The sequence below is a fragment of the Streptomyces sp. enrichment culture genome (genome assembly GCF_964273145.1).
GTDB lineage: Bacteria > Actinomycetota > Actinomycetes > Streptomycetales > Streptomycetaceae > Streptomyces.
On the sequence record NZ_OZ186873.1, the window covers coordinates 4,339,416 to 4,351,912 of the forward strand.

A 12,497-nucleotide genomic window follows, 5' to 3' on the forward strand; every position below is an offset into this window, starting at 1 on the left:
GCCACGGCTCACATCGTGGCACGGCTTCGCGCAGCGGGGATCCGCCCACACGCTCCGTGATCTCCCCTGTATACCGTCGTGCCCCCTGTTGGTCTAGTCCACAGCGCCGCCGACGCCGCGCGGTCCACCGCCCGTCGCACCGCCCGCCGTGCCGCTCGCCGTGCCGCTCGCGGGGCGCCCCGCGCAATGAAGGGTCCCTGCATATCGCGGTCCCGTAACGGACGGCTGGAGCGGACTTGAGCACCCTTGACAGCCCTATTGGTCTGGGCCAAGCTCCCCGTACTGGTCTACACCACTGGTCCAGTCCCGGCCCCATGGGCGGTAACGCGTCGTCGAGCGACCGCGGGGAGGCAGGGGGTTTGTGGCATCCCTGAGGAGGGTGGCGTGAAGCGCAGGCTGACGGCCGCGATCGGTATCGCGGGCATGATCTTCTCCATCGCGGCGTGCGGGGGCGGCGACGGCGGCAGCGAGACCGAGGGGACCCGGACGCTCAAGGTCTGGATGATGGACGGCTCCACCCCGGACCAGTGGCAGAAGGACCTGGCGGCCGAGTTCGAGGCGAAGACCGGGGCCGAGGTCGAGTTCGAGACCCAGACGTGGAACGGCATCCAGCAGAAGCTGACCACCGCCCTGTCCGAGGAGAACCCCCCGGACGTCTTCGAGATCGGCAACACCCAGACCCCGGCCTACGCCAAGACCGGCGGCCTGGCCGACCTCACCGCCCTCAAGAGCGAGATCGGCGCCGACTGGACCGCCTCCCTCAACAAGTCGGCCGTCTACGAGGGCAAGCAGTACGCGGCGCCGTGGTTCGTCGTCAACCGCGTCGTCATCTACAACAAGAAGGTCTGGGCGGACGCCGGCATCGAGACCACCCCCAAGACCCGTGACGAGTTCTACGCCGCGCTGAAGAAGATCGGCGAGAGGACCGACGCCGAACCGATCTACCTGCCGGGCCAGAACTGGTACCACTTCGTCGGCCTGGTGATCGGCGAGGGCGGCGAACTGGTCAAGAAGGACGGCGACAAGTACGTCTCCAACCTCGCCGACCCGAAGGTCGCCGCCGCCGCGGAGACCTACAAGAAGTTCCAGGCGCTCTCCAAGGCGCCCAAGGACAAGGACGAGGCCACTCCGCAGCAGGGCGAGATATTCGCCAAGGGAAACGTCGGCGCGATCATCGGCATGGGCTGGGAGGCCGCCACCGCGATCAAGGCCAACCCGGCCATCGAGAAGGAGATCGGCTACTTCACCATCCCCGGTGAGACGGCCGCCAGGCCCGAGGGCGTCTTCCTCGGCGGCTCCAACCTCGCCGTGGCCGCGGGCAGCAAGAAGCAGGACCTCGCCGAGGAGTTCCTGAAGCTCGCCCTGTCGGACAAGTACGAGGGCCGGCTGGCCGAGCTCAACGGCGTCATCCCCAACAAGCAGTCGCTGCAGTCCAACCTGAAGGGCAACGCCGCCGCCGAGGCCGCCGCGCCGGCCGTCGCGGGCGGCGACACCACGCCGCTGATCCCGGAGTGGGCCGCGGTCGAGAACGACCCCAACCCGATCAAGACCTACCTGACCGCCGTGCTGAACGGGAAGTCCCCGGCCGAGGCCGCGAAGCAGGTCGAGGGCGAGTTCGACAAGCGCCTGGCGCAGCAGCAGTAAGGACGCGGCAGCACCGGGAGCAGCACGCACGCCGGGCGGGGAGCCGACGGGCACACGGCCCCCGCCCCGGCGCGGCGCAGGTCGAGAAGAGAGATGGCGAGCATGACCGTGCAGACCGAACGGCCGCCCTCCGGCCCGGCGGAAGGCCCGTCGGACGTCCGCGAGCCCGGCGGCGGGGGACCCGGCCGGACCACCCCGCGAGCCGCGTCGCGCGCCGGCGCCCTCGCCCCGTACCTGTTGCTGCTGCCGGCCTGCGCGGCCACCGTGCTGCTGCTGGGCCGGCCGCTGCTGGAGGACGTCCTGCTGTCCTTCCAGAACCTCAACATGGCGCAGCTGATCCAGCACGCCACCGAGTGGAACGGCGTCGACAACTACAAGGAGGTCCTCACCGGCGAGGACTTCTGGCGGGTCACGCTGCGGTCGATCCTGTTCACGGCGGCCAACGTCGCCCTGATCATGGCCCTCGGCACCCTGGTCGGCCTGCTCCTCGCCCGCCTCGGCAAGCGGATGCGGGTGGCGCTGCTGATCGGCCTGGTGCTGGCCTGGGCGATGCCGGTGGTCGCCGCCACCACCGTCTACCAGTGGCTGTTCGCCCAGCGCTTCGGCGTCGTCAACTGGGTCCTGGACAGGCTCGGCTGGCACTCCATGGCCGACTACAGCTGGACCGGCAGCCAGATGTCGACCTTCTTCGTCGTCACCGTGCTGATCGTCTGGCAGTCCGTCCCGTTCGTCGCGATCAACCTCTACGCGGCGACCACCACCATCCCCGGCGAGCTGTACGAGGCCGCCGCCCTGGACGGCGCCGGCGCCTGGCGCGGCTTCACCACCGTGACCCTGCCCTTCCTGCGGCCGTTCCTGTACGCGACGACGTTCCTGGAGATCATCTGGGTCTTCAAGGCGTTCGTGCAGGTCTTCACCATCAACGGCGGCGGCCCCGACCGGCTCACCGAGATCCTGCCCGTCTACGCCTACGTCGAGGGCGTCGGCAACCAGCACTACGGCATGGGCGCGGCCATCGCCGTCCTGACCATCCTGATCCTGCTCGGCCTGACCGCCTACTACCTCAGGATCGTGCTCAAGCAAGAGGAGGACGAGGCGTGAAGCGCTCGCTCTTCGGCCGGCTGTGGCCCAACCTCACGGCCGCCGTCCTGTTCGTCGGCTTCGTCTTCCCCGTCTACTGGATGTTCGCCACGGCCCTGAAGCCGACCGGCGACATCATCACCGAGGACCCGGTCTGGTTCCCGGCCGACATCACCTTCGAGCACTTCGGGACGGCGACCGGCGTCGACCACTTCTGGACGTACGTCACCAACTCGCTGATCGTCACCGTCCTCGCGGTCGTCCTCTCCCTGATCATCGCGCTGGCCGGCTCCTTCGCCCTGGCCCGGATGCGGTTCAGGGGGCGGCGCGCCTTCGTCGTCGGCTTCATGCTGGCCCAGATGGCGCCCTGGGAGGTCATGGTGATCGCGATGTACATGATCGTCCGGGACGCCTCGATGCTGAACAGCCTCGTGCCGCTGACCGCCTTCTACATGATGATGATCCTGCCCTTCACCATCCTGACGCTGCGCGGCTTCGTCGCCGCCGTGCCCAGGGAGCTGGAGGAGGCGGCGATGGTCGACGGCTGCACCCGCCCGGCCGCCTTCCGCCGGATCATCCTGCCGCTGCTCGCGCCCGGCCTGATGTCCACCTCCCTGTTCGGCTTCATCACCGCCTGGAACGAGTACGCCCTCGTCCTGGTGCTCAACAAGGAGGCCGAGGCCAAGACGCTGCCGCTGTGGCTGTCCGGCTTCCAGACCGCCTTCGGCGACGACTGGGGCGCCACCATGGCCGCCGCCTCCCTCTTCGCCCTCCCCGTCCTGATCCTCTTCGTCTTCCTCCAGCGCCGGGCCGTCAACGGCCTGACCGCGGGCGCCGTGAAGGGATAACGCCACCCGATGACGACATTCGCCAGCGGCACCGACACCGTCACGCGCGACGCGCTGACGGTCCTCCAGCCCGGCTTCACCGGCACCACCGCCCCCGACTGGCTGCTGCGCCGCCTGGGCGAGGGCCTGGCCACCGTCGGCCTGTTCGGCCGCAACATCACCTCGCCCGAGCAACTGGCCGACCTGACCGCCCAGTTGCGCGCCGAACGCGACGACGTCCTCGTCGCCATCGACGAAGAGGGCGGCGACGTCACCCGCCTGGAGGCGCGCACCGGCTCCTCCTTCCCCGGCAACCACGCCCTGGGCGCGGTGGACGACGTGGAGCTGACCCACGAGGTGGCCGCGGAACTGGGCCGCCGGCTCGCCGCCTGCGGCGTCAACTTCAACTGGGCGCCCTCCGCCGACGTCAACTCCGACCCGGACAACCCGGTGATCGGCGTACGGTCCTTCGGCGCCGATCCCGCCCTGGTGGCCCGGCACACCGCCGCCTATGTCACCGGCCTGCAGTCGGCGGGCGTGGCGGCCTGCACCAAGCACTTCCCCGGCCACGGCGACACGGCCGTCGACTCCCACCTCGCCCTGCCGCGCGTCGACGTGGACCCCGACGTGCTGGCCGAGCGCGAACTGGCCCCGTTCCGCGCCGCCATCGCCGCCGGTACGCGAGCGGTGATGAGCGCCCACATCCTCGTCCCTGCCCTGGACCCGGACCACCCGGCGACCCTCTCCCGCCGCATCCTGACCGGCCTGCTGCGCGACGAACTCGGCTACGACGGCCTGATCGTCACCGACGGCATGGAGATGCGGGCCGTCTCCGCCACGTACGGCATCGAACGCGGCAGCGTCCTGGCGCTCGCCGCCGGCGCCGACGCCATCTGCGTGGGCGGCGGACTCGCCGACGAGGAGACGGTACGGCGGCTGCGCGACGCCCTGGTCGCGGCGGTCCGCGCGGGCGACCTGTCCGAGGAACGCCTGGCGGAGGCGGCGGAGCGGATCCGCGCCCTGGCCCGCGCCACGGCGGCCGCCCTGCCGCGGGCCGCCGCGGCCGCGTCCGGTGACCGGACGGTGGGCCTGCGCGCCGCCCGCCGCGCCCTGAAGGCCACCGGCGCCGAGGGCTTCACCCCCCTCACCGAGGCGCCCTACGTCGCCGCCCTCACCCCCGTCGCGAACATCGCCGTCGGCGACGAGACCCCCTGGGGCGTCGCGGCCGAACTCGCCCGCCTGCTCCCCGGCACCGGGACCGGCGGCTTCAGCGGTGCGGACGCCGGTCAGGCGGTGCTGGAGGCGGCCGGCCGGCGCCGCGTCGTGGCCGTCGTCCGCGACGAGCACCGCCATCCCTGGATGGCCGCCGCCCTCGACACCCTGCTGGCGGCCCGCCCCGACACCGTCGTGGTCGAGATGGGCGTCCCCCAGGCCGCACCCCGCGGCGCCCTGCACCTGGCCACCCACGGCGCGGCCCGCGTCTGCGGCCGGGCGGCGGCGGAGGTGATCGCGGGGGTGTGACCCGAGCGGCGGCCCCATAGGGCGAAAGGCGCCGGCCCCCTCCGCCGAGGAGGACCGGCGCCTTTCGCCGTCCCGGAGCGCCCTCGGGGACCGGAGGGGGTCAGATCCCCTGCCAGGCGGGCTTGCCGGCGTAGGTGTGCCGGAAGTAGTCGGCGAGCTTCAGCTTGGACGCGGCGGCCTCGTCGACGACGACCGTGGCGTGCGGGTGCAGCTGGAGCGCGGAGGCCGGGCACACGGCAGCGACGGGCCCCTCGACGGCCGCGGCGACCGCGTCCGCCTTGCCCTCCCCGGTGGCGAGCAGCACCAGGTGCCGCGCCTCCAGGATCGTGCCGATGCCCTGCGTGATCACGTGGCGCGGCACCTGCTCGATGTCACCGTCGAAGAAGCGCGCGTTGTCGATCCGGGTCCGCTCGGTCAGCGTCTTGATCCGGGTCCGCGAGGCCAGCGACGAGCAGGGCTCGTTGAACCCGATGTGGCCGTCGGTGCCGATCCCCAGCAGCTGGAGGTCCACCCCGCCGGCCTCGGCCAGCGCCCGGTCGTACGCCTCGCAGGCCCCTTGCACGTCCTCGGCCGTCCCGTCGGGGCCCAGGAACGCGTCCATGCCGATCCCGAGCGGCTCCAGCACCTCCCGCCGCAGCACCGAGCGGTAGGACTCCGGATGCTCCGCGGGCAGCCCCACGTACTCGTCGAGCTGGGCGATCCGGGCGCGCGAGGTGTCCACGGCGCCCGAGCGCACCCGGGCCGCGAGCGCCTCGTACACGGGCAACGGCGTCGAACCGGTGGCGACCCCGAGCAGGGCGTCGGGCTTGCGCCGGAGCAGCTGCGCCATGGCCTCGGCGACGAGCTCGCCGCCCGCCCTGGCGTCGGGAACGATGACAACTTCCACGCTGGCCTGCCGTTTCGAAAAGGGGGACTCGAGAACACTCGAAGGGCTATGTGGTTTAGACCAATCTAACAGAGCGGGGTGCCTCCTCCCAGGGCTCCCGGACCCACCGGGAGCCCTCCTCCCGGGACGCCGCCCGTCCGGCCGCCCGGTCGCCGCCCAGCGCGGGCGTTCCCGGCGCGAAGGGGGTGCAATGGACGGCACAGGCACCGCGTCCCCGCGCCCCGGGAGGAACCGCATGACCGCCACCGCGCCGGACGACCACCGCGAGCTCCCCGGCCGGATCATGGCCCGGGAGATGGCCGAGCAACCCGCCGTCCTGCGCCGGATCCTCGCCGAGGGCGCCCCCGCCGTCCGCCGGGTGGCCGGGGAGATCGCCGCCCGCTCCCCCCGCTTCGTGCTGCTGACCGCCCGCGGCACCTCCGACAACGCCGCCCTGTACGCCAAGTACCTGCTGGAGATCCGCCTCGGCCTGCCCTGCGGCCTGACCTCCATGTCGACCATCACGGCCTACGGCGCCCGCCCCGACCTCACCGACGTCCTCGCCGTCACCGTCAGCCAGTCGGGCGGCTCCCCGGACCTGGTGGCCTCCACCCGCGCCGCGCGCGAGGCGGGCGCGATCACGCTGGCGGTCACCAACAACCCCGACTCCCCCCTGGCCGGTGTCTCCGAGTACCACGTCGACATCATGGCCGGACCGGAGAAGGCCCTCCCCGCGACCAAGACCTACACCGCCTCCCTCCTCGCGCTCTACCTCTTCGCCGAGGGCCTGCGCGGCGGCGACGGGGCCCCCGCGCGGGTCCTGCCCGACCTCGCCGCACAGCTCCTCGGCCGGCACGACGAGGTCCGCGCCCTCGCCGCCCGCTACCGCTTCGCGGAGCGGATGGTGATCACCTCCCGCGGCTACGGTTACCCCACCGCCAAGGAAGCCGCCCTGAAGCTGATGGAGACCAGCTACATCCCTGCCCTGTCCTACTCGGGAGCGGATCTGCTCCACGGCCCGCTCGCCATGGTCGACAACGTGTCGCCGGTGATCGCGGTCGTCACCGACGGCAAGGGCGGCGAGGCCCTCCGGCCCGTCCTCGACCGTCTGCGCGGCCGGGGCGCCGACCTGATGGTGGTCGGCCCCCGGCACCACGTCGAGAAGGCGTCGGCCGGGTTCGTCCTGCCCACCGAGGGGGTCCCCGAGGAACTCCAGGTCGTCCTGGAGATCATCCCCCTCCAGCTCCTGGCCCACGAGATCGCCATCGCCCGCGGCCAGGACCCGGACGCCCCCCGCGCCCTGGCGAAGGTGACCGAGACGCACTGACGCCGGCGGCCCCCTCCGGCCGCCCCGCACCGCCTACGTCAGCGAACCCCCCGTCACGTCCACCCAGCCCCCCGTCATCCACCTGCCACCGTCCGACACCAGGAACGCCACCACGTCGGCGACGTCGGCCGGGCTGCCCACCCCGCCCAGCGCGGCGATCGCCGCCGCCTTCGCCCAGCCGTCGGGACTCCCGTGCAGCAGCTCGGCCGTGTTGTCCGTCTCGATGATCCCGGGCGCCAGCGAGTTCACCGTGATCCTCCGCGACCCCAGGATCTTGGACAGGTCCCGGGAGAACACGTCCAGCGCGCCCTTCGTCATCGCGTACGCCATGTTGTCCGGCATCACCGCCGTGCGGGCGAGCCCCGACGAGATGTTGACGACCCGGCCGCCGTCCCGCAGCCGCGTCAGGCCGTGCTTGAGGATGAAGAACGGCGCCTTCACGTTCACCGCGAAGACCCGGTCGAACTCCTCCTCCGTTATCTCCCCGATCGGCCGCGCGTTGCCGATCCCGGCGTTGTTCACCAGGATGTCCAGTCCGTCCGCGTGCCGGTCGAACTCCTCCCACAACGCCTCGGCGTCCCCGGGAACCCCCAGTTCCACCCCGATCGCGAACGCCGAGCCGCCCGCCGCCTCGATGGCGGCGACCGTCTCCTTCGCCGCCCCCTCGTTGCTGCCGTAGTGCACCGCGACCCGTGCGCCGTCACGCCCCAGCCGCTCGGCGATCCCGCGCCCGATCCCCCTGCTCGCCCCCGTGACGAGAGCCGTCCTGCCCGTGAGCATGCCCATAGCGGCGCCCCTCCTCATTTATCTAGTGGTCGCTACAGAAAGACCGTACAGCGGCCCACCGACATTTATCTAGTGCCCGCTATAAAATGCATCCCATGGTGAGCAGCGAACGACGGGAAGGCGGCCCGGGCGCCGGGCGGGCCGGGACGGGGACGAAGCGGACCGCGCCGGAGGCGGAGCGCGCGCCCCGCCCCCGCGGCCGCCCCCGCTCCTTCGACCGCGCCACGGCCCTGGAGAAGGCGCTGATGGCCTTCTGGGAACGCGGCTACGAGGCCACGTCCGTCTCCGACCTGACCGGCGCGATGGACATCGGCGCGCCGAGCCTCTACGCGGCCTTCGGCGACAAGAGGTCCCTGTTCGAGGAAGCCGTGCGGGTCTACGGCGAGCGGTACGGCTCCTTCGGCGACCGCGCCCTGGCCGAGGAGCCCACCGCCCGCGCGGCCGTGGAGCGCGTCCTGCGCGAGGCCGCCGCCCAGTACACGGCCCCCGGCCGCCCGCACGGCTGCATGGTGATCCACGCCGCGGCCAACTGCTCCACGCCGGGGGTCGAGGAGTCCCTGCGCCGCCGGCGCAACGCGAACATCGCCGCGTTCGAGAGCCGCATCCGGGCCGACGTCGACGCCGGGCGGCTGCCGCCGGACACCGATGCCGCCGCCCTCGCCCGGCACGTCGGCGCGATGATCCAGGGCATGTCCCAGCAGGCCCGCGACGGCGCGACCCGCGAGGAACTGGAGGCGCTCGCCGAAATCGCCATGGCCGTCTGGCCCCGCACGTGAGCCGACGGAGTTAGGCTTCATCCCGGTGCTCGGACGTCCGGGCGCCGATGGGCGAGCGTGGCGAACACCGTCCGCCGCATGGACATGGACAGTGGTCTAGTCCACAATGGCGACCGCGTCGCCTCGCACGAGGCGGACACCGGACTTCCGCCCTCCCCGCACAGGGGGGCGGACCGAGGAACCGGAGCTCTCTGCCCTGACTGCCCCGGGTCCTCACCCTTCGGCCGACCGGGACCGCACACCCACGGCCGATGTTGCTCCGGGCTGCGGTGCCGGGAGGGTTGAGGGTCCCTCCCAGGCGCCGCGGCCCGCGGGTGCGTCCGGGCCCGCGGCGGCCGGTTTCGGGCGATGCCCAAACGTGCGGGTACGCTCACACACGTGCCCTCCATGAACGAACTCGTACGCCAGCACACCGCTCTCGACGCCTCCGATCTCGAGTGGCTGCACCTGCTGGTATCGGAGTGGCAGCTCCTCTCCGACCTCTCCTTCGCCGATCTGGTCCTGTGGGTCCCCACCAGCGACGGCACCCGGTACGTCTCGGTCGCGCAGATGCGCCCCAACACCGGCCCGACCTCGTACCAGGACGACATGGTCGGCCATCTCGTCCCGCGCGGGCGGCGCCCCATGCTGGACGTCGCCCTCGACGAGGGGCGGATCGTCCGCGAGGGCGACCCGGAATGGCGCGAGGAGGTCCCGGTCCGCGTCGAGTCGATTCCCGTGCGGCGTCAGGGCCGCGTCCTCGGCGTCATCGCGCGCAACACCAACCTGCTCACCGTGCGCACCCCGAGCCGGCTGGAGCTCACGTACCTCCAAAGCGCCTCCGACCTCGCGCAGATGATCGCGGCCGGCGCCTTCCCGTTCGAGAACCAGCAGGTCGACATGGACGCCTCGCCCCGGGTCGGCGACGGCCTGATCCGGCTGGACGCGGACGGCATCGTCCAGTACGCCTCCCCGAACGCCCTGTCCGCCTACCACCGCCTCGGCCTCGCCGCCGACCTGGTCGGCCACCACCTCGGCAGGACCACCGCCGAACTCGCCCCGTCCCGCGGCCCGGTGGACGAGGCGCTCGCCAAGGTCGCCAGCGGCTGGGCGCCGCGCGAGTTCGAGATCGAGGCCCACGACGGCGTGATCCAGTTCCGCGCGATCCCGCTCAAGCCCAAGGGCACGCGCATCGGTTCGCTGGTGCTGCTGCGCGATGTGACCGAACTGCGCCGCCGCGAACGCGAATTGATCACAAAGGACGCCACCATCCGGGAGATCCACCACCGGGTGAAGAACAACCTCCAGACGGTGGCCGCCCTACTCCGCCTCCAGGCCCGGCGCATAGGGTCCGACCGCGGACGCGAGGCCCTCGAAGAGGCCGTGCGCCGGGTCGGCTCCATCGCGATCGTGCACGAGACGCTGTCGCAGAACCTCGACGAGCGCGTGGAGTTCGACGACATCGCCGACCGCGTGCTGGCGATGGTCGCCGAGATCTCCCCGGGCAAGGTCACCGGCCGGCGCACCGGCCGCTTCGGCATCCTGGACGCCGAGGTCGCCACGCCGCTGTCGATGGTGCTGACCGAGATCCTCCAGAACGCCCTGGAGCACGGGTTCCGCGAGGGCGACACCGGGACGGTCGAGGTCTCCGCGGTCCGTGGCGGTACGGTGAAGGAGGCCCGCCTGCTGGTCACCGTCCAGGACGACGGCGTGGGCCTGCCGGAGGGCTTCGACCCGCACCGCTCCGGCAACCTCGGGCTGCAGATCGTCCGCACCCTGGTGGAGGGCGAGCTCGGCGGCACCTTCGACATGGTCCCGGCTCCCGAGCGCGGCACGCGGGTGATCCTGGACATCCCGGTCCGGGTACAGAAGTAGCGGGTTGCCGCCGAAGGCGGCGCCCCGCCCGGCTCCCCTGGGATGTGGGGGAGTCGTGACGCGGGAGGACGGGCGGCAAAAAGCCCCGGACCACCAGGGGCGGTCCGGGGCCAGTGCTCGTGCGATGGCGGTCCCCCCGGTTCGAGCGGAGTCGAGAAGCGGGGGAGCATCGGGGGGTACTGCGCGCTGCGGCTCGGGGGCGGGGGTTGCGTACGCGCTGTACGCGCCGCCAAGCTCAGGCTGTCAGCAGGGGGTGGCCGGTCAGGCGGAGGCCTGACGGGCCCGGTTGCGGGCGGCGCGGCGCTTCATCGCGCGGCGCTCGTCCTCGCTGAGACCACCCCAGACGCCGGAGTCCTGGCCGGACTCGAGCGCCCACTGCAGACACTGCTCGATCACCGGGCAGCGACGGCAGACGGCCTTGGCTTCCTCGATCTGCAGCAGCGCAGGACCGGTGTTGCCGATGGGGAAGAAGAGCTCGGGGTCTTCCTCGCGGCAAACGGCGCGGTGACGCCAGTCCATGGCTGCTACCTCTCCTTGGTATTACGTGCAGGTTGCTTGTGAATGTGAACGCTTTCACGAATCCCTCAACAAGTGAAGGGCCTACCACCGGTTCCCCGGCATGGGTCCTTGGTTTGAAGAGGGGTTCTGGCGATCTGTAGAGGCCGGTGTTGCGGGCCGTCCCGATCGCCTTCTAGAGACTCGCAAACCTCAGCGGCGGATACAACCCCTTCCGGAAAGTTTTTTTTGATTCTTCGGTGTCGACTAGGTCACAGCCGTACTTCCATGGGGTGGATCCTGGCCTAAACGTTCGACTGAAAGGACTTTCGCCCCTTCTGCTCACACAATCACACGCAGTGCACGGCGTACGCCTGTGAACGTCACGCTCGTCCGCAGCCCCAGATGGTCACCGTCCATCTGAAGGGGCAGCGGCACCTTCGATTGCAAGGTGAACTCGGTCAGATCGTGCAGCGAGACGGCGTGCCTGCCGTGGGGTCCGCGCTCGGGGGACGAAGTGAGCAACTGGGTGCCATACCGGGCAACCGCGGCCGTGGACAGGCGGCTGAGACCGAAGACGTCGAGCCCGGTATCGAACGAGGCCTTAGGTGACGCGTAGATCGGGCGATTGCCGAGAAACGTCCACGGCGAGGTGTTCGAGACTATGGACAGCACCAGATCGGTGACCGGTTCCTCACCGGCCCGCTCCAGGCTGATCGTCCCGCTGCGGCGGTGCGGGTCCCCGAGGAGCTGGCGCACCACCTGCCGTACGTACAGCGCGTGCGTCGACTTCTTGCCGCGTTCGCGGTGCTGCTCGACCCGGCCGACCACGCCGGCGTCGAACCCCAGGCCGGCGTTGAAGGTGAACCAGCGGGCCGGCACCGCCTCGTCCTCCGAACCCGGCGTGCCGGAGGCCAGGCCCAGTCCGACGGTGCGCTCGCCGCCCTGGCGCAGTGCGTCCAGCAGGGCGCCGGTGGCCTCCACTGCGTGGTTGGGCAGGCCGAGGGCGCGGGCGAAGACGTTGGTGGAGCCGCCGGGGACCACGGCGAGGCCGGGCAGGCGTTCCGGGTCGGGCCCGGCGTGCAGCAGCCCGTTGACGACCTCGTTGACCGTGCCGTCGCCGCCGAGGGCCACCACCAGGTCGATGTCCTCGCTCTCGGCCGCCTGCCGGCCGAGGTCGCGGGCGTGGCCGCGGTACTCCGTGGTGACGGCCTCCAGCTTCACCTCACTGGCGAGCGCGTGGATCAATACGTCGCGCGTACGCGCACTCGTGGTGGTAGCCGCCGGATTGACCACGAGAAGAGCACGCATGGGTTGCAGGG

11 protein-coding genes are annotated in these 12,497 nt (G+C 71.6%); 7 read left to right on the forward strand and 4 right to left on the reverse strand.

Annotated elements, in window-relative coordinates; all coding sequences use genetic code 11:
• Nucleotides 1-384 precede the first annotated feature (384 nt).
• From ACSU6Z_RS19730 to ACSU6Z_RS19745, 4 genes are all read left to right on the forward strand, one after another.
• A complete protein-coding gene (locus ACSU6Z_RS19730; RefSeq protein ID WP_437047409.1) occupies nt 385-1,644 on the forward strand; it encodes an extracellular solute-binding protein in 1,260 nt (419 codons plus the stop codon).
• Between the two features lie 102 nt (nt 1,645-1,746).
• Entirely contained in the window at nt 1,747-2,745 is a 999-nt protein-coding gene (locus tag ACSU6Z_RS19735) for a carbohydrate ABC transporter permease (protein WP_437047410.1), read from the forward strand.
• A complete protein-coding gene (locus ACSU6Z_RS19740) occupies nt 2,742-3,572 on the forward strand; it encodes a carbohydrate ABC transporter permease (RefSeq protein WP_437047412.1) in 831 nt (276 codons plus the stop codon). Before ACSU6Z_RS19735 ends, ACSU6Z_RS19740 begins: the two co-directional genes overlap by 4 nt.
• 9 nt (nt 3,573-3,581) lie before the next feature.
• Entirely contained in the window at nt 3,582-5,072 is a 1,491-nt protein-coding gene (locus ACSU6Z_RS19745; protein WP_437047414.1) for a glycoside hydrolase family 3 protein, read from the forward strand.
• Between the two features lie 100 nt (nt 5,073-5,172).
• Here ACSU6Z_RS19745 and nagB read toward each other — a convergent pair whose 3' ends face one another.
• On the reverse strand, nt 5,173-5,958 hold the full coding sequence (gene nagB / locus ACSU6Z_RS19750) for a glucosamine-6-phosphate deaminase (RefSeq protein WP_437047416.1): 786 nt from the start codon (nt 5,956-5,958) through the stop codon (nt 5,173-5,175).
• Between the two features lie 235 nt (nt 5,959-6,193).
• On the opposite strand from nagB, the gene ACSU6Z_RS19755 reads away from it, so the two are divergent.
• Nucleotides 6,194-7,264, forward strand: coding sequence for an SIS domain-containing protein (locus tag ACSU6Z_RS19755; RefSeq protein WP_437047417.1), 1,071 nt, complete (start codon nt 6,194-6,196; stop codon nt 7,262-7,264).
• Between the two features lie 33 nt (nt 7,265-7,297).
• On the opposite strand, the gene ACSU6Z_RS19760 is transcribed toward ACSU6Z_RS19755, so the two are convergent.
• Nucleotides 7,298-8,050, reverse strand: a complete 753-nt coding sequence (locus ACSU6Z_RS19760) for an SDR family oxidoreductase (RefSeq protein ID WP_437047419.1) — start codon at nt 8,048-8,050, stop codon at nt 7,298-7,300.
• Nucleotides 8,051-8,145: 95 nt separating this feature from the next.
• Here ACSU6Z_RS19760 and ACSU6Z_RS19765 point away from each other — a divergent pair, with 95 nt between their 5' ends.
• Together ACSU6Z_RS19765 and ACSU6Z_RS19770 are read left to right on the forward strand one after the other, a co-directional pair.
• Nucleotides 8,146-8,826 carry a TetR/AcrR family transcriptional regulator gene (locus tag ACSU6Z_RS19765; protein WP_437047420.1) on the forward strand — a complete coding sequence of 227 codons (681 nt, stop codon included), beginning with the start codon at nt 8,146-8,148 and terminating at the stop codon, nt 8,824-8,826.
• 387 nt (nt 8,827-9,213) lie between these two features.
• Nucleotides 9,214-10,680, forward strand: a complete 1,467-nt coding sequence (locus ACSU6Z_RS19770) for a sensor histidine kinase (RefSeq protein ID WP_437050394.1) — start codon at nt 9,214-9,216, stop codon at nt 10,678-10,680.
• A gap of 261 nt (nt 10,681-10,941) precedes the next feature.
• Here the strand turns inward: ACSU6Z_RS19770 and ACSU6Z_RS19775 are convergent, their stop codons facing one another.
• Entirely contained in the window at nt 10,942-11,199 is a 258-nt protein-coding gene (locus ACSU6Z_RS19775) for a WhiB family transcriptional regulator (protein WP_029383210.1), read from the reverse strand.
• A 318-nt stretch (nt 11,200-11,517) separates the two neighbouring features.
• Nucleotides 11,518-12,486, reverse strand: a complete 969-nt coding sequence (locus ACSU6Z_RS19780; protein WP_437047422.1) for a diacylglycerol/lipid kinase family protein — start codon at nt 12,484-12,486, stop codon at nt 11,518-11,520.
• Nucleotides 12,487-12,497 lie beyond the last annotated feature (11 nt).

What these genes read in the sequence shown, in the direction of transcription:
- ACSU6Z_RS19735 (WP_437047410.1), top strand. Translation starts at nt 1,747, where the DNA reads ATGACCGTGCAGACCGAACGGCCGCCCTCCGGCCCGGCGGAAGGCCCG.
- ACSU6Z_RS19745 (WP_437047414.1), top strand. Translation starts at nt 3,582, where the DNA reads ATGACGACATTCGCCAGCGGCACCGACACCGTCACGCGCGACGCGCTG.
- ACSU6Z_RS19755 (WP_437047417.1), top strand. Translation starts at nt 6,194, where the DNA reads ATGACCGCCACCGCGCCGGACGACCACCGCGAGCTCCCCGGCCGGATC.
- ACSU6Z_RS19760 (WP_437047419.1), bottom strand. Translation starts at nt 8,050, where the DNA reads ATGGGCATGCTCACGGGCAGGACGGCTCTCGTCACGGGGGCGAGCAGG.
- ACSU6Z_RS19765 (WP_437047420.1), top strand. Translation starts at nt 8,146, where the DNA reads ATGGTGAGCAGCGAACGACGGGAAGGCGGCCCGGGCGCCGGGCGGGCC.
- ACSU6Z_RS19770 (WP_437050394.1), top strand. Translation starts at nt 9,214, where the DNA reads ATGAACGAACTCGTACGCCAGCACACCGCTCTCGACGCCTCCGATCTC.
- ACSU6Z_RS19775 (WP_029383210.1), bottom strand. Translation starts at nt 11,199, where the DNA reads ATGGACTGGCGTCACCGCGCCGTTTGCCGCGAGGAAGACCCCGAGCTC.
- ACSU6Z_RS19780 (WP_437047422.1), bottom strand. Translation starts at nt 12,486, where the DNA reads ATGCGTGCTCTTCTCGTGGTCAATCCGGCGGCTACCACCACGAGTGCG.